This window comes from Deltaproteobacteria bacterium (genome assembly GCA_019308995.1).
GTDB lineage: Bacteria > Desulfobacterota > Desulfarculia > Adiutricales > JAFDHD01 > JAFDHD01.
The window spans coordinates 1-25685 of sequence record JAFDHD010000040.1; the positions used below are offsets into that span (position 1 = coordinate 1).

The 25685-nt window shown below is 55.8% G+C and carries 20 protein-coding genes and 1 rRNA gene; 13 read left to right on the forward strand and 8 right to left on the reverse strand.

What is annotated here, in order from left to right; all coding sequences use genetic code 11:
- Positions 1-332: 332 nt before the first annotated feature.
- Genes JRI95_08525 through JRI95_08560 form a run of 8 tightly spaced genes read right to left on the reverse strand, consistent with a single transcriptional unit; the run spans position 333 to position 8413 of the window.
- Positions 333-1178, reverse strand: coding sequence for a prephenate dehydrogenase/arogenate dehydrogenase family protein (locus tag JRI95_08525; protein ID MBW2061590.1), 846 nt, complete (start codon positions 1176-1178; stop codon positions 333-335).
- Complete coding sequence (gene aroC, locus JRI95_08530) at positions 1175-2230, reverse strand: chorismate synthase (protein MBW2061591.1); 1056 nt, start codon at positions 2228-2230, stop codon at positions 1175-1177. The genes JRI95_08525 and aroC overlap by 4 nt, the downstream gene beginning before the upstream one ends.
- 14 nt (positions 2231-2244) lie before the next feature.
- Positions 2245-2769, reverse strand: coding sequence for a shikimate kinase (locus JRI95_08535; GenBank protein ID MBW2061592.1), 525 nt, complete (start codon positions 2767-2769; stop codon positions 2245-2247).
- A complete protein-coding gene (gene aroA / locus JRI95_08540; GenBank protein ID MBW2061593.1) occupies positions 2766-4025 on the reverse strand; it encodes a 3-phosphoshikimate 1-carboxyvinyltransferase in 1260 nt (419 codons plus the stop codon). The genes JRI95_08535 and aroA overlap by 4 nt, the downstream gene beginning before the upstream one ends.
- Positions 4009-5514, reverse strand: coding sequence for a shikimate dehydrogenase (locus tag JRI95_08545; GenBank protein MBW2061594.1), 1506 nt, complete (start codon positions 5512-5514; stop codon positions 4009-4011). Before JRI95_08545 ends, aroA begins: the two co-directional genes overlap by 17 nt.
- Complete coding sequence (gene pheA, locus JRI95_08550) at positions 5514-6587, reverse strand: prephenate dehydratase (GenBank protein ID MBW2061595.1); 1074 nt, start codon at positions 6585-6587, stop codon at positions 5514-5516. Before pheA ends, JRI95_08545 begins: the two co-directional genes overlap by 1 nt.
- Before the next feature lie 2 nt (positions 6588-6589).
- Positions 6590-7585, reverse strand: a complete 996-nt coding sequence (locus tag JRI95_08555) for a 3-dehydroquinate synthase II (GenBank protein MBW2061596.1) — start codon at positions 7583-7585, stop codon at positions 6590-6592.
- A 15-nt stretch (positions 7586-7600) separates the two neighbouring features.
- Positions 7601-8413 (reverse strand): class I fructose-bisphosphate aldolase family protein, encoded by an 813-nt coding sequence (locus JRI95_08560; protein ID MBW2061597.1) that lies wholly within the window; start codon positions 8411-8413, stop codon positions 7601-7603.
- 615 nt (positions 8414-9028) lie between these two features.
- Between JRI95_08560 and JRI95_08565 the strand changes: the two genes are divergently transcribed.
- The 13 genes from JRI95_08565 to JRI95_08625 form a co-directional block, all read left to right on the forward strand.
- Positions 9029-10333 carry a 3-deoxy-D-manno-octulosonic acid transferase gene (locus tag JRI95_08565; GenBank protein ID MBW2061598.1) on the forward strand — a complete coding sequence of 435 codons (1305 nt, stop codon included), beginning with the start codon at positions 9029-9031 and terminating at the stop codon, positions 10331-10333.
- Between the two features lie 246 nt (positions 10334-10579).
- Positions 10580-11716, forward strand: coding sequence for a glutamine-hydrolyzing carbamoyl-phosphate synthase small subunit (carA, locus tag JRI95_08570; GenBank protein MBW2061599.1), 1137 nt, complete (start codon positions 10580-10582; stop codon positions 11714-11716).
- Between the two features lie 7 nt (positions 11717-11723).
- A complete protein-coding gene (carB, locus tag JRI95_08575) occupies positions 11724-14978 on the forward strand; it encodes a carbamoyl-phosphate synthase large subunit (protein ID MBW2061600.1) in 3255 nt (1084 codons plus the stop codon).
- 19 nt (positions 14979-14997) lie between these two features.
- Positions 14998-16449 (forward strand): amidophosphoribosyltransferase, encoded by a 1452-nt coding sequence (locus tag JRI95_08580; protein ID MBW2061601.1) that lies wholly within the window; start codon positions 14998-15000, stop codon positions 16447-16449.
- 301 nt (positions 16450-16750) lie between these two features.
- Positions 16751-17776 (forward strand): KpsF/GutQ family sugar-phosphate isomerase, encoded by a 1026-nt coding sequence (locus tag JRI95_08585; protein MBW2061602.1) that lies wholly within the window; start codon positions 16751-16753, stop codon positions 17774-17776.
- The gene (locus tag JRI95_08590) at positions 17769-18719 is read left to right on the forward strand and encodes a dihydrodipicolinate synthase family protein (protein ID MBW2061603.1); all 951 of its coding nucleotides are present in this window, start codon (positions 17769-17771) and stop codon (positions 18717-18719) included. The genes JRI95_08585 and JRI95_08590 overlap by 8 nt, the downstream gene beginning before the upstream one ends.
- Positions 18720-18810: 91 nt before the next feature.
- Positions 18811-20199 carry an ATP-dependent 6-phosphofructokinase gene (locus JRI95_08595; GenBank protein MBW2061604.1) on the forward strand — a complete coding sequence of 463 codons (1389 nt, stop codon included), beginning with the start codon at positions 18811-18813 and terminating at the stop codon, positions 20197-20199.
- Positions 20196-21305: an ATP-dependent 6-phosphofructokinase gene (locus JRI95_08600; GenBank protein MBW2061605.1), complete on the forward strand. Its 1110-nt coding sequence runs from the start codon at positions 20196-20198 to the stop codon at positions 21303-21305. Before JRI95_08595 ends, JRI95_08600 begins: the two co-directional genes overlap by 4 nt.
- Before the next feature lies 1 nt (position 21306).
- Positions 21307-21747 (forward strand): YkgJ family cysteine cluster protein, encoded by a 441-nt coding sequence (locus JRI95_08605; GenBank protein ID MBW2061606.1) that lies wholly within the window; start codon positions 21307-21309, stop codon positions 21745-21747.
- 46 nt (positions 21748-21793) lie between these two features.
- Positions 21794-23011, forward strand: a complete 1218-nt coding sequence (gene icd, locus JRI95_08610; GenBank protein MBW2061607.1) for an isocitrate dehydrogenase (NADP(+)) — start codon at positions 21794-21796, stop codon at positions 23009-23011.
- A complete protein-coding gene (locus JRI95_08615; GenBank protein MBW2061608.1) occupies positions 22986-23768 on the forward strand; it encodes a ComF family protein in 783 nt (260 codons plus the stop codon). The genes icd and JRI95_08615 overlap by 26 nt, the downstream gene beginning before the upstream one ends.
- A gap of 98 nt (positions 23769-23866) precedes the next feature.
- Positions 23867-24667 (forward strand): TIGR00282 family metallophosphoesterase, encoded by an 801-nt coding sequence (locus JRI95_08620; GenBank protein MBW2061609.1) that lies wholly within the window; start codon positions 23867-23869, stop codon positions 24665-24667.
- A gap of 238 nt (positions 24668-24905) precedes the next feature.
- Positions 24906-25685: ribosomal RNA gene (locus JRI95_08625) — 16S ribosomal RNA — on the forward strand; the annotation flags it as partial.

Sequence of the window (25685 nt, forward strand, 5' to 3'; positions counted from 1 at the left end):
TTTTAAGACGTTATAACTTATTCTACACTATCCGAAGAACTAATGGCCAGCATAAAATGCGCTTTTTTTACTTTTAAACCAAATACTTAGAAAACCGGACAGGCACTAATTAATGTGCGCCTGACTGCGGAAATCCGCGCCAATCACGCTCCCTAAAGCGCAATACTCCATTATTACAGGATTCGCTAAAAAATTTAAAAATACATATCACATCTATAAATCTTAAACAACTTGTGTTTAGAAAGATATGGATGGCGACCCGAACCCCGGGAGTCATTGTCTCTAAATCTATGATAATTTCTCTAAGATATACAGCTTAAGAGCGTAGAGCTTTAGCCGCGCTTCCTTAGTTTGGTTGAATTTCTGGCCGTGGAGAGTTCGCGAAGTTCCTGTGCCTCTGATGGGACGCCCATAGAGTTCCGGGCCTGACGGATCAGGTCCGCGCATTCACTTGCGTCCCCTTTTTTCACCATCTGCTTTAAGGCGCTGACTCGCGCTTCCCATGCTTCCACTGCTTCCAGGACCTTGGGGTTGAGCATCATGATTGGAGCGATCAGGTCGGCGTCCTGGCGAAGCGTTCTGATGATTTGAGGTTTGAGGTGTCTGAAAGAGGTTGTCGAAAAGGTGTCCAGGTCCTGGGGGTCCAGCTGGCTGTCCTGAATGGCCAGGGCCAGGGCCAGGGTGCTCAGGTGAGTCAGGCCCTGAACCACGGCCATGAGCCGGTCGTGATGATCCGGAGTGATGACCTTGATAATGGCGCCCATGTCCTGCAATAGCCTGGTGAGCCAGCGGAGCCACTTTTCCCCCCGGCCCGGACAGAGAACGACATGCCGCCCTTTTATCGAATCCTCTCTCGGGCCGAACAAAGGGTGCGCCCCAACGACCTCAGACCGGCTGTGCCGGAGCATGGCCTCAACCGGTCCGGTCTTGTTTGAGGTCAGGTCCATAAGGAGACTGTCTTCAGGCATGTAAGGACCGACTTCGGCAATCACCTCTTCACTTACGATGATGGGAACACTCACGATCACGACTTCACACCGCTCGCACAGGTCGCGGGCGGATAGGGGCGTGTCCTTGTCAGCCACGAGCACGGTCAGCCCGGTTTCTTCGAACTGATTTTTGAACCAGGTCCCCATGCGCCCCTGGCCGCCGATGATGCCCAGAGTAACGTCCCTCATGAACGCACCGCCTTCTGCCGCAGCAGGTGGTCGGCCAGGACCAGTCTGATCATGGCCCGGCATACCGGCACGATGCGCGGGATAGCCGAAACATCGTGTCGGCCTTGGATGGAGATGGTCGCCGGTCTAAAGTCCATATCTACTGTCTGCTGCTCCTTGGCAATAGAGGGGATAGGTTTGACCGCCGCCCGGACCACGATCTCGTCTCCGTTCGAGATGCCGCCCAGGATCCCGCCAGCTCGGTTAGCGGCAAAACCGTCTGGAGTGATGGGGTCGTTATTTTCCGAACCCAAGAGCCGGGCCGCTTCAATCCCGGCCCCGACCTCCACGGCCTTGACCGCGCCGATGGACATAAGGCCTTTGGCCAGGTCGGCGTCGAGCTTATCGAAGACCGGTTCGCCCAGACCGGCCGGGCAGTTTTGGACGCGCGCCTCCACCATTCCGCCGACCGAATCTCCGGCCTCTCGCGCCTGGGCCAGTCTGGCGCGCATCTCAGGCAGGACGTCCGGGTCAGGGGAGCGAATCTCGTTTTTATCCGCCTCTGTCAGGTCGAGGCGCCGGGCGCGTACCCCGCCCAGTTCCAGGGTATAGGCGATGACCTGGATTCCATGCCGGTCCAGCAGGGCTTGAGCCACGACACCGCCGGCTACCCGTGCTAACGTCTCTCGGGCCGAACTGCGACCGCCGCCCCGGTGGTCTCTGATCCCGTATTTCTGAAAGTAGGTAATGTCCGCGTGCCCCGGCCGGAACAGCCGTCGGATAGTCTCGTAGGCCTTGCTTTTAGCGTCACGGTTGTAAACGATCATGGCGATGGGCGCGCCGGTGGTGAGGCCGTCCATGATTCCGGAAAGTACCTGCACCTGATCAGGCTCCTGGCGCGGGCTGGAAAAAGACGCCTGTCCGGGTTTGCGTTTATCAAGCTCTTCCTGGATCATAGGTTCGTTCAGGGTCAGGCCGGGAGGGCAGCCGTCCACCAGCACTCCCATGGCCGGCCCATGTGATTCACCAAAGGTGGTCAGCCGAAAGGCCTGTCCGAAGGTATTACCTGCCATAAACTTACCTCGCCTTAAGTTTTGACTCCACACCCGGGCTCGGGCAGCAGCCTCAAAATTCTCTCCGCGATTTGGGCTGGAGAAAGACCTGAAGTGTCAATATTTATATGGGCCGCCCGGCGGTAGGCCGCCAGCCTCTTTTCAAGCACCTGAGGCACCTCCTTTATTGTGTCCGCGCCGGTAAGAGACGGCCGGTTATCATCGGCTGCCAGGCGGGCCTGAATCGTTTCCGCGTCGGCCTGGAGCCAGATAAGACATCCGGTGGCCCGCAGCCTGGCCACGTTTTCCGGCTCAAGGACCACCCCGCCGCCGGTGGCAATGACGTGATGATCCAGGGAACAAACCCGCGCCACCGCCATTTTTTCCAGATGGCGGAAATGATCCCAGCCTCCAGCGGCCACGATCTCAGGGATCGTCTGCCTTGCTTCCTGCTGAATCAAATCATCCGTGTCTAGAAGGGGCCAGTGGAGCTGTTTTGAGAGCAGCGCACCCACCGATGATTTGCCAGTGGCCCGGTATCCGATGAGGACCAGATTCATGAGCTCAGCCTGGCAAAGAGTCCCCAAAAATCGGGAAACGACTTCACCACGCAGTCCGGATCAAGGATTTTTATTTCCGGCCTGACCAGCCGGGCCACGGCAAAGCTCATGGCCAGACGGTGATCGTGATGCGGGTCAACGATCCCTCTGTTGATACTCCCGCCTTTGATTTTAAGTCCATCATCTTTAACCTCAACGCAAACACCAAGCTTTTGCAGCTCAGCCCCAAGATCAACCAGGCGATCGCTTTCTTTGTAATGCAGATGCGCCACGTTCCGGATGGAAGTCTGCCCCTTGGCCAACGCAGCCAGGATAGCCAGGGTGGGCACCTGGTCAGGCATGGCGTTCATATCCACCTCAATGCCTGATAGAGCGCCGCCCCTGACCGCCACCCATTTCCGGCCCAACATTACCTCGCAGCCCATGAGGGTCAGGACATCCAGGAAACGGAAGTCAGGCTGAAGCGAAAAAGGCTTGATGTGATGCGTGATGACGTAACTTCCGGTTGCTGCCGCTGCGGCCCAAAAATAGGCGGCCGAGGAGCAGTCCCCTTCAATGGTCACGTCCTGTGCCTGATAGCGCTGGCCAGCCTGGATCCGAAACCAGCGCCGGTCCTGACGTTCGACTTTCACGCCAAAGGCCTCCATCATTGCCAGGGTCAGTTCGACGTAAGGCCAGGAAGCAACCTGATCGGTTACCTCAATAATGACGTCCTCCTGAGCATAAGGGCTCGAGAGAAGGAGGGAGGAGAGGTACTGGCTGCTTTTTGCGGCCGAGATCCTGGTTTTTCCCCCTTTGAGTCCGCCGCCCAGAATTTTCACCGGCGGGCATCCAGTGCCTCTGAGTGCGGTGGCCTTGGCTCCCAGGTCGGAAAGAGCCGTCAGAAGCGGCTCGATCGGCCTGGTCTGCATGCGCTCGTTGCCCGTAAGTATCCAGGTCCCCGGGCTCAAGGCGGTCACTGAGGCGAGCAGGCGCATGGAGGTGCCGGAGTTTTTGAGGTTGATTTCAGGGCCGCTCTCAGCGAGTCGGCCGCCGGTCCCTGTTACCACCAGGTCCCCGTTCTCCGGGTTGATTTCAGCTCCCAGCCGCCTGAGCGCCTCGATGGTCAACCTGGTGTCTTCGCAGAGCAGGGGCTGGCTAATCCGGCTTTTGCCTTCGGCCAAGGCCGCGATGATAAGCGCCCGGTGCGTCAGGCTTTTGGACCCGGGTATCTCGATCTCTGCCAGAGCCTGGCTTGAATCATTGATTATTTCCATCTTCCTTCTCCAAAACGTTTTCGGCTGCGGCTCGCATGACCTCGAGCGGGGCGGCGTAACCGGTCCAGGCCTCGAACTGCACGGCCGCCTGATGCAGCAGCATGGACAGGCCATTCACGGTTCGACATCCCATGTTTCGAGCTTCCCGCAGCAGTCGGGTCTCAAGCGGGGAGTAGACCAGGTCCATGACAACCATTTCAGGCGCGAGCAGATCAGCTGAAAACGGAGTCTTATCCTGCCACGGGTCCATACCCAGGGGGGTGGCGTTTATTAGAATATCGGGTGATAGTGATTTCAGCTGCCTAGGTGGACAGAATTTCGTTCCGAATTCCCGGGCCAGCCCCTGGCCTCTCTCCTCGGTGCGATTGGTGACCGTGACTTTGGCCCTGGCTTTGACCAGGCCATAAACAGCCGCACGGGCCGCACCCCCGGCGCCGGCCACCAGGACGCTCCGGCCGTCCAGGGAGATTTGCTCCTCAAGAGCCCTGAGTAAACCGCACCAGTCCGTATTGGCCCCTGTATATTTACTATTCTGACAAATGATGGTGTTTACCGCGCCCAGGGTCTTGGCCGAGGCCTCGATCTCATCCAGAAGACCCATGGCCGCGATTTTGTGCGGCCGGGTTACACTCAGTCCGTGAAAATTGAAACGCCGGACGCATTCAAGGGCCGCTCCCGCATCCTCCACGTCCACTGGCACATAAAAGCTGTTCAGCCCCAGGTGTTTAAAGGCCGCATTATGGATGACCGGGCTTAAGGAGTGGCCCACCGGTGCGCCCAGGACGCCGTATAATTTCGTCTGTTGATCAATCCGGTGCAGATCCTCAGGATCATTAAAAATGCGCCTCATTTCTGCTCCGGTCATCTGGCCTGGTGCGGCTTCTTTGCCTTTTTCGACCGAGCAGTATGAGATGACGCTGCCCCAGAGCGGTGTCAGGACGCGGCTTAAACGGCCCAGGGACCCAATGCCGAAGGCAGCCAGCGGCTGACTCATCTCGCCGGCCCTTATGAGGAGGTCTTTAAGACGAAGTATCTCCTCCGGGGTTTGAACTCTGGTGACCACCTTGGCCACGTCTGCCTCGAGGCGGTGCATGCGCTCTAATAATTCTGCCAGGGTCTCAGGGTCTGGGGTGCGGTCAAAGTCATGAAGGGAAATGATCAGCCGCGTCTTACCTTTTTTCTTGGCGAACTCTTTCAAGGCAGTTTCACCTGTCGTCAGTTCCAGGTCAATCATGGCCGGTTCAAAGGCCATGGCCTGCTCAAGCAGGGCCAGCCGCTCATCCTCCGCGCCTTCGAACCGTCCGCCCTGAGACCTCGGCCGGTTTGTCACCAGGCAGGGCCGGGGCGGCTTGGCCAGAAGCGCCTTCAAGTCAGGCCTGTCCATATAATCCAGCCTTATTTCCAGCAGGTCGGCCCACCAGGCAGCTCTATTCATGGCCGCAAGGGTCTTTGCGACCGTATCTTCAGCAATGGAGGCGCAGATCTTCATTAATCCACCCTCGGATAAGAACCAAGGATCTTCAGCCACTGACACCATTTCCGGGCCGTTTCCAGGGTGCGACGGATGGGTTCATCGTCCATATGACCTTCGACGTCAATGAAAAACACGTACTTAAAGGCCTCGCCTTTCATGGGCCGGGATTCAATCTTGGTTAAATTAAGGTCGCTCAAGGCAAAGGGCTCCAGGAGGTGGAAGAGAGCCCCGGGCTTGTCCTCAACCGCAAGGATGATAGATGTCTTGTCACGACCGGTTCTCGAGCCTGAGTAGTGAGAAAGCACCAGGAACCTCGTTACGTTCTGCTCCGCGTCCTCGAGACTGCGAACGATGATATGCAGGTGATTCATATCAGCCGCAATGGCGCTGGCCACGGCCGCGGAATCTTTTTCCCCAGCGACCTGACGGGCCGCTGCTGCGGAACTACTGGCTTCCAGCAGGGGAACGCCGGGCAGATTTGTGGCGAGCCAGCGGGCGCACTGTGAAAGGACCTGGGGATGGGAATAAACCCGCTTGATCTTCTTAAGGTCCTTGGTTTGTCCAATCAGGTTATGGCTGATTCGAAGGCGGATTTCCTGGCACACATTCAGGTCGTACTCCAGGAACAGGTCCAGGGTTTCGCCTACCCCGCCCTGGCTGGAATTTTCCACCGGAACCACGCCGTAGGTGAAGCGGCCTCGATCCACCCCCTGGAAAACCTCCCCAAGGCTGTCCTGGGAATAGAGACTGGCTGAGTGACCGAACTGATTTAAGGCCGCCTCATGGCTAAAGGTCGCCTCCGGTCCCAGGTAGCCCACCGAAATCGGAGCCTGGGCCGCCAGGGAAGCCGATATGATTTCGCGGTATATGTGTTCCAGGGCCTCTGGAGAAAGGGTCCCGGTATTGAGGGCCTTGAGTCGGGCCAGGACCTCATTTTCTCGCCCCGGATCGAAAAGACTGCGCCCTTCTGCATTTTTGTGCTGTCCGATCTCTTTTGACAGGCTCTGGCGTTGATTGAGCAGGTCCAGGATGTTCTCATCAAGCTTGTCTATTCTCTGGCGTAATTCGTGCAAGTCCTTGTCTCCCATGGCTAGTGCTCCAAGATGGTCTCCTCAACTTTATGCCCGAAATGACGGCCTCCTTCCTCCAGGGCGACCAGGATTTCCCGTCCCGGCTCGAGGTTAACCACGGAGATAGGCGCGCCTTCGGGTGTGGTCAGACGGATCGTCTCTGCGTTTTGAAGAATCGTGGTCAGGGTCCGCCCCTGGGCTTCCGCGGTCACCAGAAGCAAAGGCCGCTTTTCAATCTTAACACGGCCGATAACCGCGATTTCCGCCTGACCGCGGCTGTTGACGGCCAGGACTTCATCTCCGGCTTCAAGCTCGGACAGGTAGCGGGTTCGACCGCCTGGCACAAGCACATAGGCGTGAACCGCACCGGCGTTCACCCTGAAGGGCCTCTGACTGACATAAGGGTTGTCAACGTTTTCGGCATGCACCAGAAAGAGAGCCTGGCTGGAGTTGCCGACAAGCAGGCCCTGACCCAGTGCCAGGAGGCTGCAGGTGTCGGCACAGACACGGTCACCCATGCCGAGCGGCTGGACCGAGCGCACCACGGCCGTGATCAGTTCGATCTCCGATCCGGTCAGGCCCTTGACCTCCCTGATAATGCGGGCCGTTTCTTCGAAATCGTCAGTGGCTACAACGACGCCGTCCACGCCGCGCTCCAGAACGCCTAAAAAAAGCCGGGCCTGATCCAGGTCCTGGACCTCGGCCATGATGTTTCTGCGTCTGGCCAGGATATTTTCCAGGGGAATGATGGACCAGTCAGAGGCTCGGATGATGACCGGCTTTCCCGGGTCCATCTCAATGACTTTATCCTGATCTTCCGGCGTGCGGATGTCCACCTCGAAAACATCCTGCCCCAGTTTCAGGTCCCCATCCTCGGCTATGGTTTTGAGCACCCCGAGCTGCTTGACTTCAGCGGACTTTCCGGGCGGGATGACCACGCCGTCCGCTCCTGATTCCAGGGCGTTGATAACCGCTTCCTTGTCCCAGGGCCAGACTCGAACCCAGATCTCTTTCACCTCATCCTCCTTGTGTCACGCGATTTTGACCTGACTGTCGGCCAGCATCTTCAAGGCTTCCTCCACGCCGGTTCCCTCGTGAACCATCAAAGCCATGGTTCTGACCATGGTCGAGGGTGAAGGATGCTGAAACACGTTGCGTCCGATGGACAGGCCGCACGCTCCGGCCGACATGGCCCCATGAACCATCTCCAAGACGTCGCGTTCCGAGTCCATCCTCGGCCCCCCGGCGATGACCACCGGCACACCGCAGCCCTCAACCACCTTGGCAAACGTCTCGGGATCGCCGGTGTAAGACACCTTCACCAGGTCGGCCCCCAGTTCGGCCCCGATCCGGGCGGCATGTTTGATGGCTTCAGGATCGTACTCATCCTTGATCCGTTCGCCCCGGGGATAGATCATGGCCAGAAGCGGCATGCCCCACTCATTGGAGATCCGGGCGACGTTACTCAGATCGTTCAGCATCTCCTTCTCAGCGTCGTTGCCCAGATTTATATGCACCGAGACGGCGTCGGCGCCCAGCTTGATCGCCTCCTCGACGGTGCAGACCAGGGTCTTAGCGTAAGGCTCCGGAGAGAGCACAGTGCTTCCGGATAGATGAACGATGAGTCCCAGGTCCTTTCCGCCGCTGCGGTGGCCGCTTCTAACCAGACCTTTGTGCATGACCACGGCATTGGCGCCGCCGACAGCGGCCTCGTTAATGGCCTGCCTCATGTCGGTCAAGCCCGAAACAGGCCCCATACTGACACCGTGATCCATGGGCACGATGACCGTCTTGCGCGTGGCGCGGTTCATGATGCGTTCCATTCTAATGTCTTTGCCAATCATGTTTTGCCTCCGTTTATTAATCTCGTTTAATCAGTCTTAAAATAAAAAACCTCTAGATGTTTTAAACCATCAAAAAAAAGCCGTGAACTTTGTCTGCCCACGGCCGGTAAGATACATTAGATATGTTATGACGCTAGACCCCGGGACAGACCTCCGTACCGAAAAAATAATACATAAAATAATAAATTCGCATTCGCCAAGAAGTTAGCATCGTTTTCCTCCAGGGCCCAGCCCTGTACTGTAAAAGTTTATACACGTACTTGGCCTTAATGTCAATAAAAATTTATTAATTTGTTTCAGTTATGTTAAAGTCGCAGGGCAGCCTAAATAGTTCGTTGTACTGCATGCTGGGCCATGAGAAGGAGCCTCATGTCCCAGGGGTTCGGCAAGTGTTGAAAATGCCTGCGAGCGCATTCCCCGCAGCTTGCTGCGGGGCTAGCGAGCGAAATTAAAATGGTCTAACTTTCCTTACATTTGGAAGATTCCCTGCTGCTTGCAGCAGGGAGCTTCAAAAGATTTTTCGTTTCTCCGGAGGCGCGCTCTTAAGCCCAAGGCATAAAATTCTTGACTCCATATCAGGAGCTTTATATACCAATTTCGATTGGATAATCAGACATGAGCGCGGCTTATCTCTTATATAACATGGCCGTTTCGGTTGGCGCCCCTCCTCTTTTAGCCATGGCTGTGGCCAGCAATCGGATGCGGGGTCACTGGCGGGAGCGGCTGGGGTTTGTGCCTCGTCTTCGGGGCGGCGGCCGCGCCAGGGTCTGGGTTCATGCCGTCAGCTTCGGCGAGGTCCAGGTTGCGGCGGCTCTTATCTTCGCGCTCAAGAAGCAGGCGCCCGATTTAACCGTCTGTCTTTCAACCAGCACCAACGCCGGCCGGGTCGCGGTCTGGGAGTTCCTCAAACCTGACATTCCAGTGCTGACCTTTCCCCTGGATATCTATGGCAGTCCTAACCGGGCCCTGAAAAGACTCAGGCCTGACCTGCTCATTTTGATCGAGACCGAGATCTGGCCCAATCTGCTCAAAACGGCTCGATCCATGGGAGTACGGACCATGCTGGCCAATGGCCGCATCACGGTCCGCGCCGCAGCCAGGTACCGCCGCTTTGGTTTTTTATTTCGGGAGGTCCTGGGCTTTCTGGATTGTATGGCCATGATCCAGGCTGAACACCGGGATCGAATTATTTCCTTGGGGGCCGACCCTTCAAAGGTCGTGGTCACAGGCAGCGCCAAGTATGATCAGCTCATCAGCCGGGCTGACCCCTTAAGCCTAAGGGCGCTTCGAGAAGAGCTGGGATTAAGCACTGATCAGCCCGTTCTGGTGGCCGGCTCGACCCGCACCGGAGAGGAGGCCATGGTTCTCGATGTCTTTGAGCGGCTGCGCCAGGATTTCCCGAGGCTGCATCTGATTCTGGCCCCGCGTCACGTGGACCGGGCCGGTGAGATCGAGGCCTTGATTCGAGACCATAACCAGAGTTTCAGGAGATGGTCCGACCAAAAGGTCTCGCTGAACCCGCCTGCCGATGTGACCCTGGTGGACGTGATGGGCGAACTATTTACCCTGTATGGCCTGGCGGACGTGGCGTTTTGCGGAGGCAGCCTGGTTCCGCTGGGCGGCCATAATCCTCTCGAAGTGGCGACCTGGGCCCGGCCGGTTCTCTATGGCCCCTTTATGGATAATTTTCTTGACGCCAAGGAGATGCTGGAAGCGGTCGGGGCGGGACAGACAGCCTCGACGCCGGATGAGCTGTTTCATAAGATCAAGGAGCTGCTCTCTGATCCTGAGCAGGCGCGAAGCCGGGGCCGGGCCGGTCGAGAGGCCCTGAAGGCCCGTCCCAGTTCAGCCGACCGCATGGCCAAGCTGGCCGTTGATCTTCTGCCTCTGGAAAAAAACAAAATAGTCCCCTATACTTAAATAGAGACTTTGGGGCTTCAAATGAGAGGCTTTTAAAGAAGAGTCGCCTTCCGGACAGCAGGGAAGTCATGGCCCCTGCACCCCACATAAGGGAAAGTCATTGTGCCAGAATATAAGTGCAGCGTCTGATGTTTTAGTGCGCTTTTCAGGGCCGCAAAATGCGGCTTACTGATCAGGAAATAAAGAGATTTAAATTAGCCTCTGCCGCTGAGCTTACGCCTGGAAAAAGGAGACCAATTGGAAGGAATTAAAGCCATATTAGCCCTGGAGGATGGGAAGACTTTTCAGGGATATTCCTTTACCGGCCCTGGTGAAGCCTCAGGGGAGATTGTTTTTAATACTGCCATGTCTGGATATCAGGAGGTTCTGACTGACCCTTCCTATGCCGGTCAGATCGTGGCTATGACCTATCCTCACATCGGGAATTACGGGATCAATGATCAGGATATAGAGTCCGAACGCATCAGGGTTGAGGGATTTGTGGTGCGCCAGTACCACTCCATACCGAGCAACTGGCGGTCCAAGGAGTCTCTGGCCGAGTATCTCTCTTCGGCTAATGTCCTCGGCCTGACCGGTATTGATACCCGCGCCTTGACCAGACACATCCGGAGGCAGGGCGCCATGAGAGCGTATATCTCCACCAACGATCTGGACCCCGAATCATTAACCAGGAAGGCTCAAGCCGTGCCGTCAATGGTCGGCCGCGATCTGGTCAAGGAGGTGACCTGCAGGCAGCCGTATGTCTGGATGGCCGATGACGAGGGAGGTCGGCCTGTGACCGACCCCGAGGCCATCGAAAGCTGGGCGCGGGCCGCAGGCCGGTTCAAGGTGGCAGCTTTAGATTACGGGATTAAATATAATATTCTTCGCTCCCTGTCTAGGGTCGGGGCTGAAGTGCTGGTGCTGCCAGGGGATACTTCTTCAGATGAGATTCTGGCTTATGAGCCTGACGGCGTTTTTCTGTCCAATGGTCCGGGTGATCCGGCTGCCGTAACTTATGCTTATGAAAATATCCGCGCCCTCTTGGGCCGTGGTCCCATCTTTGGTATCTGCCTCGGCCACCAGTTGCTGGGGCTGGCCCTGGGCGGACGAACCTTTAAACTCAAGTTCGGCCACCGCGGCGTGAACCAGCCGGTCAAGGACTTAGAGACCGGTCGCATCGAGATCACCAGTCAGAACCACGGATTCTGCGTGGATATGGACAGCCTGGCCGATCAGGACGTCCGCCTGACTCATATCAATCTGAATGACAACACCCTGGAAGGTCTGGCCAATGAAAGGCGCGGCTTCTTTTCAGTGCAGTATCATCCCGAGGCCTGCCCCGGGCCTCACGATGCGGCTTACCTTTTCAAACGGTTCATCAAATTAATGCGGGCCGGATAGACATCAGATGCCCAAACGAACGGACATAAAAAAGATTCTCCTCATAGGTTCAGGCCCGATCGTCATCGGGCAGGCGTGTGAGTTTGACTACTCAGGCACCCAGGCCTGCAAGGCGCTCAAGGACGAAGGCTATGAGGTCGTGCTCATCAACTCCAACCCGGCCACCATCATGACCGATCCCGAGATGGCGGATCGAACCTATATCGAACCAATTACACCCGAAGCGGTAATCAAGATCATCGAACGCGAACGTCCGGACGCCATGCTGCCGACTCTTGGGGGTCAGACCGGTTTGAACACCGCGTATGCGGTCGCCGAGCAGGGGGTGCTGGAGCGTTTCGGTGTAGAAATGATCGGCGCCAGGCTAGAGGTCATTAAGAAGGCCGAAGACCGGGAGCTTTTTCGGGCGGCCATGCAAAAGATCGGGCTTCGCGTCCCGGAAAGCGGGATCGCCCGTTCTATTGCAGATTGTCAGCGTATAGCCGGGGAGATCGGGTATCCGCTTATCATTCGGCCCAGCTTTACGCTCGGCGGAGCCGGCGGCGGGGTGGTATACAACCGTGAGGATCTGGAGCGGATGGCCGCCTACGGTATGGACCTGAGCATGATTCACGAGATCATGCTTGAAGAGAGCATCATTGGGTGGAAGGAATTCGAGCTGGAGGTCATGCGAGACCGGAAGGACAACGTCGTCATCGTCTGTTCCATTGAAAATATGGATCCCATGGGAGTGCACACCGGCGACTCCATTACCGTGGCCCCGATTCAGACGCTGACGGACCGGGAGTACCAGGTTATGCGGGATGCGGCTATCGCCATCATCAGGGAGATCGGCGTGGATACCGGAGGTTCTAACATCCAGTTCGCCATGCATCCGGAAACCGGGGAAATGGTGGTTATCGAGATGAACCCCCGTGTTTCGCGGAGTTCGGCCCTGGCCTCCAAGGCCACTGGCTACCCCATTGCCAAGCTGGCCGCCAAGCTGGCTGTGGGCTACACCCTGGATGAGGTTCCGAACGACATCACCCGTGAAACACAGGCCTCTTTTGAACCGACCATTGATTACTGCGTGGTCAAACTCCCGCGCTGGACCTTTGAAAAATTCCCTAATACAGAGGACATCCTGACGACATCCATGAAATCGGTCGGTGAGACCATGGCCGTGGGCCGGACCTTTTCCGAGGCCCTCCAGAAGGGCCTGCGATCACTTGAGATTGGTCGCTACGGTCTCTATGGCGACGGCCGAGACCCGCTGGACGATGATTCGAGCTTGACCGAAGCCGAGACAATCCGCGCCCGGCTCAGGACTCCCAACTCCAAACGTATTTTTTACCTAGCGGCCGCTTTTCAAAAAAACATGGAGCTAGAGGAGGTTCATGACCTGACCGGTATTGATCCCTGGTTTCTGCACCATATCAAGGAGCTGGTCCTGGAGGAGCCGAACGTCCGAAAGATAGGCGCCCTGATGGCAAAAAAATCTACCCCCGACCAGCAGGATGAACTGGTTGAGGAGCTTTACCAGGCCAAAAGAAACGGCTTTTCTGATCTTCAACTAGCTCACCTTTGGGGCCAGGAGGAGGACTCTGTCCGTCAGAAACGTTTGTCCCTGGGTGTTAAGCACTGTTATAAGGCTGTGGACACCTGCGCCGCTGAGTTCGAGGCTTACACTCCTTATTACTACTCCACTTACGAGGATGAAGACGAGGTCAAGGACTCCAAGGCAAAGAAGGTCATGATCCTGGGAGGCGGCCCCAACCGCATCGGCCAAGGCATTGAATTTGATTACTGCTGCGTCCATGCCTCTTTTGCCTTGCGAGAGATGGGGATCGAGTCAATCATGGTCAACTCCAATCCGGAGACGGTCAGCACCGACTATGACATTTCGGACCGGCTTTATTTCGAGCCCCTGACAAAAGAGGATGTGCTCAATATCGTCGAGCGGGAAAGGCCCCATGGAGTCATCGTGCAGTTCGGCGGTCAGACACCTTTAAATGTGGCCGCCTCCCTGGCTGAGGCCGGGGTGAAGATCCTGGGGACCTCCCCGGACTCCATTGACCTGGCCGAGGATCGGGGCAGGTTCAAGGCCATGCTCCAAAAGCTGGGCCTGCTCCAGCCAGACAACGGAACGGCCCTCAACGTTAAGGAAGCGCAGCGTGTTGCAGAGCGGATCGGCTATCCGGTGGTAGTTCGGCCGAGTTACGTACTTGGAGGCCGGGCCATGAAAATTGTTTATGATAAACCGTCTCTGGTTGATTTTATTCACTACGCCCAGGAGGCCTCTCCAGGAAATCCCATCCTGATTGACAAGTTTTTAGAAGATGCTATCGAGATTGATGTGGATGCCGTCTCTGACGGCCGCAGAACGATAATCGGCGGCATCATGGAGCACATCGAAGAAGCCGGGGTCCATTCCGGTGATTCCGCCTGTGTTCTGCCTCCCCACACTCTGAAGCCAGAGATGATAGAACAGATCAAGGCCGCCACCCGGGCCTTGGCCGCGGAGCTCAAGGTGATTGGGCTGATGAACATCCAGTTTGCCATCAAGGATCAGGCGCTTTATATCCTGGAGGTCAATCCCAGAGCTTCCCGAACCGTGCCTTTTGTCTCAAAGGCCACCGGCCTCCCCCTGGCCAAGGTAGCCACCCGGATTATGCTCGGTCAGACTCTGAATGAACTGGGCCTGACCGAGGGGCCGGACCCAAGGCATGTTTCGGTCAAGGAGTCGGTCTTCCCCTTTAACCGTTTTCCGGGCGTGGACACGCTGCTTGGGCCGGAAATGAAATCCACCGGCGAGGTCATGGGCATTGATTACGATTTTGGATTGGCCTATGCCAAGGCGCAGTTGGCAGCCGGCCAGATCCTGCCTCGGGAAGGCACTATTTTTATCAGCGTGCGGGACCGGGACAAGGAGGCGGTGGTCGAGGTGGCGGAAACGTTCGCCTCCCTTGGTTTTAGTCTGGTTGCTACCAGGGGAACGGCACGGTACCTCCTGAATAAAGGTCTAAGTATCGAAACGCTCAACAAGGTGTATGAAGGGCGGCCTCATGTCCTTGACATGATCAAAAATAACCGTATCGCTCTAATCGTTAACACCTCGCTGGGCCGGCGCACCGTCATTGATTCGGAAAGCATAAGGCGGGCGGTTCTGCTTTATAAAGTTCCCTATGTGACGACCATCGCCGGGGCCATAGCCACAGCTTCGGCCTGTCAGGCCCTTCTAGAGCATGAATTGACGGTCCAGGCCTTGCAGGATATCATCTGAAACATCGTATGAGGCAAGCATGACACATTCAGACGCAACCGTTTATCTGCCTCCTGGTTCGGCCGCCAGCCGCGGTGACGGCCCGCGTGAGGCCTGTGGGGTATTTGCGGTCTACGGTCATCCCGAAGCGGCGAAGCTCTGTTACTTCGGCCTGTACGCCCTTCAGCACCGGGGGCAGGAGAGCGCAGGTATCGTGGCCACCGACGGACGTGAAGTCAGGGAGCACCGGCACATGGGCCTGGTTTCGGAGGTTTTCAATGAGAAAGTCCTGGAGGAACTCTCCGGCCACACGGCCTTAGGCCATGTGCGCTACTCGACGACCGGCTCATCCCTGATTAAGAACGCTCAGCCCTTTGTGGTTCAATTCGCCGGGGAGAGCATTGCCATGGGCCACAATGGCAACCTGACCAATTCCCTGGCCCTTCGCATCATGCTCGAGAACAGCGGCTCCATCTTCCAGACAACCATGGATTCGGAGATCATCGTCCACCTCCTGGTGCGCCATCTGAAGGATGGTCTTGAGGAGGCCCTGCTCAAGGCCCTGCCGCAGGCCAGAGGCGCTTACTCTCTGGGACTCCTGATCGGGGATACCCTGGTTGGAGCCAGGGACCCCAATGGCTTTCGCCCTTTATGTCTGGGGAGCCTTGACGGCGCCTGGATTCTGGCCTCGGAGACCTGCGCTCTGGACCTGGTCGAAGCCGAATACGTTCGGGAAGTGGAACCTGGAGAGATCGTGCTTATTGACCAGCATGGCCTCCGATCCCTGAAGATAAAGCCCCGGGCGAACCACACCTTCTGCATCTTTGAATACATCTATTTTTCCCGGCCTGACTCCACCATTTTCAGCCACAATGTTTACTCGATCCGAAAACGGCTGGGGGTCCATCTGGCCAAGGAATACTCGAACCTGGAGGCTGACCTGACCATGCCTTTTCCGGACTCGGGGAATTACGCCGGTCTGGGATACAGCGAGGCCAGCGGCATACCCTTTGAAATGGGCGTGATTCGCAACCATTATATCGGACGCACCTTTATTCAGCCCTCACAGTCAATGAGGGATTTCGGGGTCCGGGTCAAGCTGAATCCGGTAAAGGAGATTTTGAAGGGGAAACGAATCATCATCATCGAAGATTCCATCATCCGGGGAACGACCAGCCGGACCCGGATCAAGACCCTTCGGCAGGCCGGGGCCAAGGAGGTGCATATGCTTGTCTCCTGTCCGCCCCATCGTTTTCCATGTTACTATGGGATTGACTTTTCCAGTAAAGGCGAACTGGTTGCCGCGCAGCATGACCTGGATTGGGTGACCGAGTTCATCGGCCTGGATTCACTGGGTTACCTGAGCCTGGAAGGATTGGTCGCTGCCACTGGCTTTGAAAAGCCCAGCTTCTGTCTGGCCTGCTTCAATGGTGAATATCCGGTGCCGGTCGAAAGTGGTTTTTCTAAGCTCGGCTTGGAAGAAAGAAGTTAAGCTCAGGGTCGGGGTCTACCAGCGATCCAGGGGAAAAAATCTTCCAATTACCGACATTGCCAGCACTGAATTCACCGGAGACATCACGTCGTTTTTTTAGAAAAACAGGTTCCAAAAGTGCAGCCGCTTTAACGTTTTCTCCTTAAAACGGCAGGGAATTAAAAAGCGGCTTTCCTGAATATTTTTATCCTCAAGAACGAATCTGTTTCGATTGCTAAATCTGAAATGGCAAAGTATAATAGGAGCCTCAAGGTAAAAGGCATATTTTGAGGAAGCAAGCTGTCGCGTGGCTAAAAAATCACTGCCTAAAAACCAGAAAGACCATTCCAGGGAATCGGCCAAGGTAGTTAAGGAAGCTCAGGAGGTCTTTCGCATTGAGGCCGAAGGCATTCTGGCCCTTATTGATCGGATTGGGTCTGAATTCGTCAAGGCGGTGGATCTGATCTATCACTCCAACGGTCGAGTCATCGCTACCGGTATTGGCAAATCCGGCCTGGTGGGCCGCAAGATCGTGGCTACGCTCAATAGCACGGGCACGCCAGCCTTTTCTTTGCATCCGGTCGAAGCCCTGCACGGTGATCTGGGCATGGTCACTTCCCAAGATGTCCTACTGGCCCTTTCTCACAGCGGCGAGACCGAGGTTAACGAGATCGTTCCCATTGTTCAAAACCTCGGGGTTAAAGTCATCACCTTAACCGGAAATCTGGAATCAACCCTGGCTAAACAATCTGACCTGGTCCTGGACGTTGGAGTGGCCCGGGAGGCCTGCCCTCTGGGCCTGGCTCCCACCGCTTCCACCACAGCGGCCACTGCCATGGGAGACGCCTTGGCCGTAGCTTTGATAAACCGGCGGCAATTTGATACGGATGATTTCAGGCGTTTTCATCCCGCCGGTAACCTGGGTGAACGTCTGTCTCTACAGGTCAAGGAAGTGATGACCACGGGCCGGCGGATTCCAAGAGTAAGCGGCCGGACCTTGTTGTCTGAGGCCCTTGAGCTTATGAGCAAGATTAACCTCGGCGCCCTCCTGGTCGTGGATGAGAAAGACCTTCTGGAAGGAATTTTTACCGACGGGGATCTTCGGCGGTGCTTGACCAGGCATAAAAAGGTGCACCAACTTAAGATCGAGCAGGTCATGACCCGCAAGCCGAAGACCATCGCTGAAAATCAATTGGCTGTCGAGGCATTGGAGATAATGCAGAAACACGAGGTTACGGTTCTGCCCATTGTGAACCCCGCGGGCAGGTTAAAAGGCGTCGTCCACCTCCATGCCTTGCTTGGCAAAGGTAAATTCAGATTCAACTCGGTTCAATCGGGCCATGATTAACTATCCGCCCCGCGGTCTTGTTGTAAACCTGGTCACTCCCCTGGACGATGAAGGACGGCCGGACCAGCAGGCCCTGACCTGGCTTATGCGCCGGGTTCGGGATAAAGCCAGCGCTCTATTGATCGGCAGTGTTAGGATTGGCGAGGCCTTGCACCTAAGGCTTGAAGATCGGCTCGAAATCCTCGAAAAGGCTCTAACCGGCATCAAAGATGGGCCGCCTCTTTTTTTTGAGATTACAGCCCAGAGCGAGGCCGAGACCAGGGAGCTGCTGGATAAAGCGGAAGCTCTTTTCAAGGCGCATAAACCGTGGGTTGATATTTACTACCTGCTGACCCCTTTGGTTTACCATAGCAACCGAAGTCTGCCCGATCACCTTAAGGAACTGGGACGGAAGACCCGCCGGCCGATGATATTAAGCAACAATCCTGATCTGGTCAGGAAGCTGTCCAGCCATCTGCGGCATATAAATATCCGCACCAGCATCCTCAAAAAAATATCGCCAAATGAACAGGTGGTCGGGCTGGAGTTTCACGGTGACATGACCCGGGCCATCAATTACCAGCGAGCTGTCAAGCTGCGAACCAATTTCCGGTTTTACGATGGGAACGAAGCCAACTTCATGGCCCGGCCGTCCTCATCGGGTCTGATTTCCTGCGGGGCCAACCTGCTGCCTCAAGTCTGGATGGACATTGTCAACTCTTCCCTGGACATCTATGAGAGTGAGCGGATGTACCCGGATCATTTTTCGCAAATCTGGCAGAACGGCCAGATGGTCAGGCGGCTGTGTGCGCTTTATCAGTCCAACCCGCCGGCCTTTTTAAAAAAGGCTCTTAAACTCAAGGGTCTGATTCCCGGCGCCCGGATGGCGATTCCGGAAGGAGAATTAAACGCGGAAGAAACGGCCACGCTCGAGGCTGAATTATCCGCCCTCAATATTATTTAAGAAGATGGGCTATACTAGGGCCTAGCATAAAGACATACCCTGTTCGTCCGGCTTCAATTCATTCAAATGCACACGGGAGGGAGAGACTGATATGCCTGCGAAGGGTAAGGTTAAAAAACTTGATACCGCCATCGAGACCTTGGGCCTGGCCAAGATCAAATCTCCCCTAAGGCTGAGACGGGGTCTAAACTGCCAGGACCTGGGACATTTCAGGGTGTTTACAGACGACGCGGATCGGATTCTGATGGATACCAGTCTGAAGCGCCTCAAACAGTTACAGAAGGCTAATATTGAGCCGGATTCGTTTGAGATGGCCGGACCCAGAGAGAAGATTTACTTTGATCCGACCAAGGTTAAGGCGGCGGTTGTCACGGCTGGCGGGCTGTGTCCGGGCCTCAATGATGTCATCCGGGCCATCGTGCTGACCCTTTACCACATGTACAGTGTCAGAAATAACTTAGGGGTTCAGTTCGGCTTCCAGGGCCTGATTCCGCGCTTCAAGCACGAACTGCTGGAACTGACTCCGGAACTTGTTCGTGATATTCACGATCTGGGAGGCACGATCCTGGCCTCCTCGCGGGGGTTATATCCCATTGAAGAGATTGTGGATTCCCTGGAACGACTCAATATTAACATGTTGTTTACCATCGGCGGCGACGGGACTCTCAAGGGTGCGCTTAAGATCTGTCAGGAAATCGAAAAGCGGGGGTTAAAGATTGCCATCGTTGGGATTCCCAAAACTATTGATAACGATATCAATCTGGTGGCTCGTTCCTTCGGCTTTGACACCGCAACGGCAGCCGCGGCCGAGGTTATTCGGAGCGCTCACGCCGAGGCCTTAGGGGCGCCCAACGGCGTCGGTCTGGTCAAGCTCATGGGGCGGGAATCCGGATTTATCGCTGCTAACGCAGCCCTGGCTGAACGGGATGTCAATTATGTCCTGATACCAGAAGCCGATTTTGATCTGGAAGGGGAGTGCGGTCTTTTTGAGGAACTGAAGAAAAGGCTCGAGCACCGGGGCCACGCCGTTATTGTGGTCGCCGAAGGGGCGGGCCAGAAGTTCTTTCCTGATCTACAAGAGGAGTATGACGCTTCAGGAAACAGGCGGCTGGGAGATATCGGCCTTTTTCTAAGAGACCGGATCAAGGCCCACTTCAAAGACATAAATATGGAAATCAACCTCAAGTATTTTGACCCCAGCTACCTGATCCGCAGCAGGCCGGCCTCTTCAAGCGACAGTGTCTTTTGCGGATTCTTGGGCGCCAAGGCTGCCCATGCCGCCATGGCCGGGAAAACCAACGTTTTGATCAGTCAGTGGAACAATATCTATGTCCATATACCCATCAAGTCCGCCGTGTCCAACCGTAAAAAGATCGAACTGGGCGGGATGCTATGGCACAGCGTTCTGGAATCAACCGGACAGCCCTCTCTCCTCAACCGGGACTCGGGTCAGTCAGGTGGAGAGGAGGCCGAAGAATGACCACACATATCGGAATTCTTACCGGCGGCGGTGACTGCCCTGGTCTCAACAGCGCCATCAAGTGGGTCACCAAAACGGCCCTGGATCCGCTTTTGGCGGCCAAACGAAGCGAGCAATTCGAGGTATTTGGTATTCGTGATGGCTGGAAAGGACTGGTGGAGGTCGAGCCCGGAGATCCGGGGAGTATCGAACACTGGATCAGGCCCTTAACCGAAATGGAGGTCCGGACCTGGGATCGTGCCGGAGGCACAAACCTGGGTACCTCCCGGGTCAACCCCTTTAGCGCCGAAGACGAGCGTTCAGATCGGCTTTTGAAAAACCTGGAAGCCCTTAAGATAGATACGCTGGTAGCCATCGGAGGCGAGGATACATTAGGTGTGGCCTACCGTCTCCATCGTCTGGGCGTCAAGGTCGTGGGCATTCCCAAGACCATTGACCGCGATCTCAATGGCACCGACTACACCCTGGGATACGATTCAGCCCTCAATGTCATTGCCGAGGAAGTGGATAAACTACGGACCACGGCCGGGTCCCACAGTCGCATCTTTGTCGTCGAGACCATGGGCCGTCACGCCGGTTGGCTGGCCCTGGAAGGCGGTCAGGCCGCCGGGGCCTACATCATCCTCATTCCCGAGTGGGATTTTGATGTGGATCGGGTTTGCGAGATGCTTGTGCAGCGGCGAGACAGGGGGGTCCGTTACAGTGTTGTCGCCGTCTCCGAGGGGGCGAAGGTCAAAGGTGAGGATGAAATTTTCTACAGCGAAAAAAAAGACGAGTTTGGCCACAAGGTGCTTGGCGGGATCGCACGTTTTCTTTCCAAGGAGATTGAAAAGCGATGCGGTCTGGAGTCCCGATATGTAATCCTGAGCCACCTCCAGCGCGGCGGTCGCCCCTCGGCTCACGATCGGCTCATGGGTCGTCGGTTTGGTATCGCGGCCGTGGACCTCATTCTGAACGACGACTTTGGGCGCATGGTATGCTCCCTTCAAGGTGAGATCACCTCCGTTCCCCTCAAACTGTCTATAGAGAAGCTCCAGACCGTGGATGTGGCTCGATATTACGATACCGAACGTTATAACGGCCGTCGTTCGTCTCTCTTGCCTTAACATGAAGCTGAAAAAGGTCTTTAACTGCCAGCGTTGCGGGGCCTGCTGCCAGGGGCGAGGCGGTATCTATATCCACGCTGCAGACGCTGAGGAAATAGGGAAAGTTCTCGATCTAACCCCGGCGCAGTTCATCCAGCGGTACACAGAGCCTAAAGGTGAACTGCTCTCACTGAAGACAGGGCCGGATGGGTTCTGTGTTATGTACGACGCTGAAACCCGCGGGTGTCGGATTCATCGGGTTAAACCGGTCATGTGCCAGGTCTGGCCGTTCTACCCGGCTCCATTGCGCTATCCGGAGGAGTTTGAAATTGTTAAAAACAACTGCCCTGGCATTAACCGGGACACCGACTGGGCCGGCTTCGTGGCATATTATCAGGCCCATCAGGAAAGCTTTCCTTCAGCTTCAGATCTTTTCAAACCACCCGGACCCGGTAAGAGCTGAACGATTAAATGGCCGGGCGAGGATACTGTTTCCGGATTCTTAAGATATGAACAAAATAACGATAAAGGCAGACGGCAGCCTCAGCGTGCCTCATGATCCAATCATTCCCTTTATCCAAGGCGACGGGGTCGGGCCGGACATATGGGCCGCCACCCGGGTGGTTATTGACGCCGCGATCGGCAAGGCCTACGGGCGCCGGCGGCGGATCAAGTGGCTGGAAGCCCTGGCCGGGGAGAAGGCCTTTAAACATACAGGCCAGTGGCTGCCTGATGAAACCTTTGAAACTTTGAGGACTTACGTTGTGGCTATCAAAGGTCCGCTTATGACGCCGGTCGGTGAAGGAGTTCGCAGTTTAAACGTGACCCTGCGGCAGGTCCTCGATCTTTACGCCTGCATCAGGCCGATCCGGCATATTCCCGGCGTTCCCGCCCCGGTCAAGGCCCCGGAAAAGGTTGATATGGTAGTTTTTCGCGAAAACACCGAGGATGTCTATGCCGGGTTCGAGTGGGCTGCCACACGGGACGAGACCCGGCGGCTGATCAGCTTTCTGTCGCAGGAACTGGGGGTCGAGATTCCCGATCAGGCCGCCGTGGGTCTGAAGATCGCAACCGAAGCCGGGTCCAAGCGCCTGGTGAGGCGAGCCATCCGCTATGCCCTGGACAAGGGCCGCCGGAGCGTGACCCTGGTCCATAAAGGCAATATTATGAAATTCACAGAAGGGGCCTTTCGGAACTGGGGCTATGAGGCGGCGGCGGAATTTGGGGATGCAATCGTGACCGAAGCTGAAAGCAGGGAAAAATATGGCGGCCAAGTCCCGGACGGCCGGGTGCTTATTAAGGATCGTATCGCTGATGCTATGTTCCAGCAGGTCTTGCTCCGGCCGGCTGAATACGATGTTCTGGCCACCCCGAACCTGAACGGCGATTACCTTTCAGATGCCTTAGCCGCTCAGGTCGGGGGTCTCGGCCTGGCGCCCGGGGCCAATATCGGGGATAAGTACGCTATTTTCGAGGCGACTCATGGCACGGCCCCAAAGTACGCCGGTCTGGATAAGGTGAATCCGGGCTCCCTGATTCTTTCCGGGGCCTTGATGCTTGAATATTTAGGTTGGAACGAGGCAAGCGACCTGATCAGGCTGTCTCTGGCTGAAACTATCGCCGCGGGGCTGGTGACTTACGACCTTGCCCGTCAGGTTGAAGGAGCGCGGGAATTGTCTTGTTCAGAATTCGGTCAGGCCATTGTGGAGCGTCTCGAAAATTCTTAACCGCTCTGATGGGATTGACCTCATCAGGGGCTTTCGCGACCTGCTCTTTCCGCCGCGCTGTCTGATCTGTAACCAGTTTACCCTTGAGGCCGCTTCGGGAGACACTTCAGAAACGAACCGTTCGGACATCTGCCCGGCCTGCCAGGAAGGATTCGTTTCTCTCCCGCTAGCTCGCTGTGACCGCTGCGGTCGGCCCTTTCAGACTGACATTCCTTCAGTTCATACCTGTGCCGCCTGCCTTCAGAAATCCCCGGCCTTTGATCAGGCGCTGGCTGCAGGCTTGTTTCAGGACACCCTGCGAGCCGCGATTCATGACTTCAAGTACAATCGCCGCGTGGGTTTGGCCCGGCCTTTGGCCCGGTTCATGGCCCGGGAGCTCACCGCTCCTTTTTATCCGCCTGAGGCCGATTTGATCCTGCCTGTGCCTCTCCACTGGCGGCGTCTTCGGGAACGCGGCTTTAACCAGGCCCTGCTTCTGGCCAAAGCGCTCTTCCCTTCATGGCGTGACCGTATCCTTCTGGACCTTTTGGTCCGCATACGCTGGACTGAGCCGCAGATCAATTTCAGCGGTCAGGAGCGCCAAAGAAACGTGCTTTACGCTTTTGCTGTCTCCAGGCCAGAGATCGTTGTGGACAAATCGGTTATACTGGTGGACGATGTCTTCACCACCGGGGCAACGGCCAATGAATGCGCTCGCGTCCTGAAAAAGGCCGGAGCCAAATCCGTGCTGGTGCTGACCCTGGCCAGGGTGGCCTAAAGGCCATTTGTCTGTTGTTCTAAAAAGAGATAGAGGTTACACTCCTGCCTGGGAGCGTGATGCTGCTTAAGAAAGGAAAAAGAGAAAGGAAAAAGATGATCAATATACTTTTTATAAGCGATGTGTTTGGACGACCGGGACGGAGGGTGGTGCGGGAGCTGCTTCCAACCCTGGTCAGCCATTACCAGGTTGACCTGGTCGTGGCCAATGTGGAAAATGCGGCCGGTGGAATAGGTCTGACCATCAAGACTGCTGAAGAACTCTTCCGGGCTGGAGTGGATGTGATGACTTCAGGCAACCATATATTCAAACATAAGGAAATTATTGGATATTTGGAGGAAAACGAGAGGCTGCTTCGGCCGGCTAATTATCCAGAACCGGCTCCTGGCCGCGGCACGACCGTGGTTAAGAGCCCCGGTGGAGTCAAGATTGGAGTGACCAACCTGTTGGGCCGGATCTTTATGCAGCCTGTGGATTGCCCCTTTCGGACCGCTGACCGTGAATTAGCTTTATTGGAGAGGCGCGGGGCTCAGGTAACCTTATTCGACATTCACGCTGAAGCAACCTCGGAAAAGCAAGCTCTGGCCAGGTACCTGGACGGCAGAATCAGCGCCTTGATCGGCACGCATACGCATGTTCAAACGGCCGACGAGACGATCCTGCCCAAAGGGACGGCTTATGTGACCGATGTGGGCATGACCGGGCCTCACGATTCGGTCATTGGAATGAAAAAGGAGCCGATAATCGAGCGGTTTCTGACCGGCCGACCGGTTCGCTTCGAGGCCGCCAATAAGGACCTCCGTCTGGAGGGGGTGGTTGTTTCATTAATGCCGGACTCGGGTCGTGCCGAAGATATTGTAAGGATTCAGGAGAGGTTTGAGAAGGAAAAGCATGTTTAGGTCAAGCATAATCGCATTTTTAGGAATATTATTAAAAAGCACTTGACAAGAAATTAAAAAACCGTATGGTTAGATACCCGTCGATTGATAAAACGACGGTTTTTAACGTTAGCTCCCAACGGAGCTAAAAAAGCTTGACAAACAAGCATTGATGCCTCAAAATTATAAAGTGATCGTGATCTTTGAAAACTAAATAGCGGATGAAGGACTTTGGGTTTTTACAGGATTTTTATTTGTTTTTACGGAGAGTTTGATCCTGGCTCAGAATGAACGCTGGCGGCGTGCCTCAGACATGCAAGTCGTACGAGAAATCATGTCTTCGGGCATGAGAGTAAAGTGGCGCACGGGTGAGTAACGCGTGGGTAATCTGCCCTAAAGTCCGGGATAACATTTCGAAAGGGATGCTAATACCGGATAAGACCACGGAAACTTCGGTTTCAGCGGTAAAAGGTGGCCTCTGCATGCAAGCTACCGCTTGAGGATGGGCCCGCGTACTATTAGCTAGTTGGTGGGGTAATGGCCCACCAAGGCCACGATTGTTAGCTGGTCTGAGAGGATGATCAGCCACACTGGAACTGGAACACGGTCCAGACTCCTACGGGAGGCAGCAGTCGGGAATTTTGCGCAATGGGGGCAACCCTGACGCAGCAACGCCGCGTGAGTGATGAAGGTCTTCGGATCGTAAAGCTCTGTCAAGCGGGAAGAAAGGTTTTAAGGCCAATACCCTTAAGATTTGACGGTACCGCTGAAGGAAGCACCGGCTAACTCCGTGCCAGCAGCCGCGGTGATACGGAGGGTGCAAGCGTTATTCGGAATTATTGGGTGTAAAGCGCGTGTAGGCGGTTTGGTAAGTCAGGTGTGAAAGCTTCGGGCTTAACCCGGAAAGTGCATTTGAAACTGCCAGACTTGAGTGCGGGAGAGGAAGGTGGAATTCCCAGTGTAGAGGTGAAATTCGTAGATATTGGGAGGAACACCGGTGGCGAAGGCGACCTTCTGGACCGCCACTGACGCTGAGACG

Coding starts and splice junctions, on each gene's coding strand:
- aroA (MBW2061593.1), bottom strand. CDS start 4,025: ATGGAAATAATCAATGATTCAAGCCAGGCTCTGGCAGAGATCGAGATA.
- JRI95_08605 (MBW2061606.1), top strand. CDS start 21,307: ATGAAGCTGAAAAAGGTCTTTAACTGCCAGCGTTGCGGGGCCTGCTGC.
- JRI95_08590 (MBW2061603.1), top strand. CDS start 17,769: ATGATTAACTATCCGCCCCGCGGTCTTGTTGTAAACCTGGTCACTCCC.
- JRI95_08525 (MBW2061590.1), bottom strand. CDS start 1,178: ATGAGGGACGTTACTCTGGGCATCATCGGCGGCCAGGGGCGCATGGGG.
- JRI95_08595 (MBW2061604.1), top strand. CDS start 18,811: ATGCCTGCGAAGGGTAAGGTTAAAAAACTTGATACCGCCATCGAGACC.
- pheA (MBW2061595.1), bottom strand. CDS start 6,587: ATGGGAGACAAGGACTTGCACGAATTACGCCAGAGAATAGACAAGCTT.
- aroC (MBW2061591.1), bottom strand. CDS start 2,230: ATGGCAGGTAATACCTTCGGACAGGCCTTTCGGCTGACCACCTTTGGT.
- JRI95_08560 (MBW2061597.1), bottom strand. CDS start 8,413: ATGATTGGCAAAGACATTAGAATGGAACGCATCATGAACCGCGCCACG.
- JRI95_08600 (MBW2061605.1), top strand. CDS start 20,196: ATGACCACACATATCGGAATTCTTACCGGCGGCGGTGACTGCCCTGGT.
- JRI95_08580 (MBW2061601.1), top strand. CDS start 14,998: ATGACACATTCAGACGCAACCGTTTATCTGCCTCCTGGTTCGGCCGCC.
- JRI95_08545 (MBW2061594.1), bottom strand. CDS start 5,514: ATGAAGATCTGCGCCTCCATTGCTGAAGATACGGTCGCAAAGACCCTT.
- icd (MBW2061607.1), top strand. CDS start 21,794: ATGAACAAAATAACGATAAAGGCAGACGGCAGCCTCAGCGTGCCTCAT.
- JRI95_08535 (MBW2061592.1), bottom strand. CDS start 2,769: ATGAATCTGGTCCTCATCGGATACCGGGCCACTGGCAAATCATCGGTG.
- JRI95_08565 (MBW2061598.1), top strand. CDS start 9,029: ATGAGCGCGGCTTATCTCTTATATAACATGGCCGTTTCGGTTGGCGCC.
- carB (MBW2061600.1), top strand. CDS start 11,724: ATGCCCAAACGAACGGACATAAAAAAGATTCTCCTCATAGGTTCAGGC.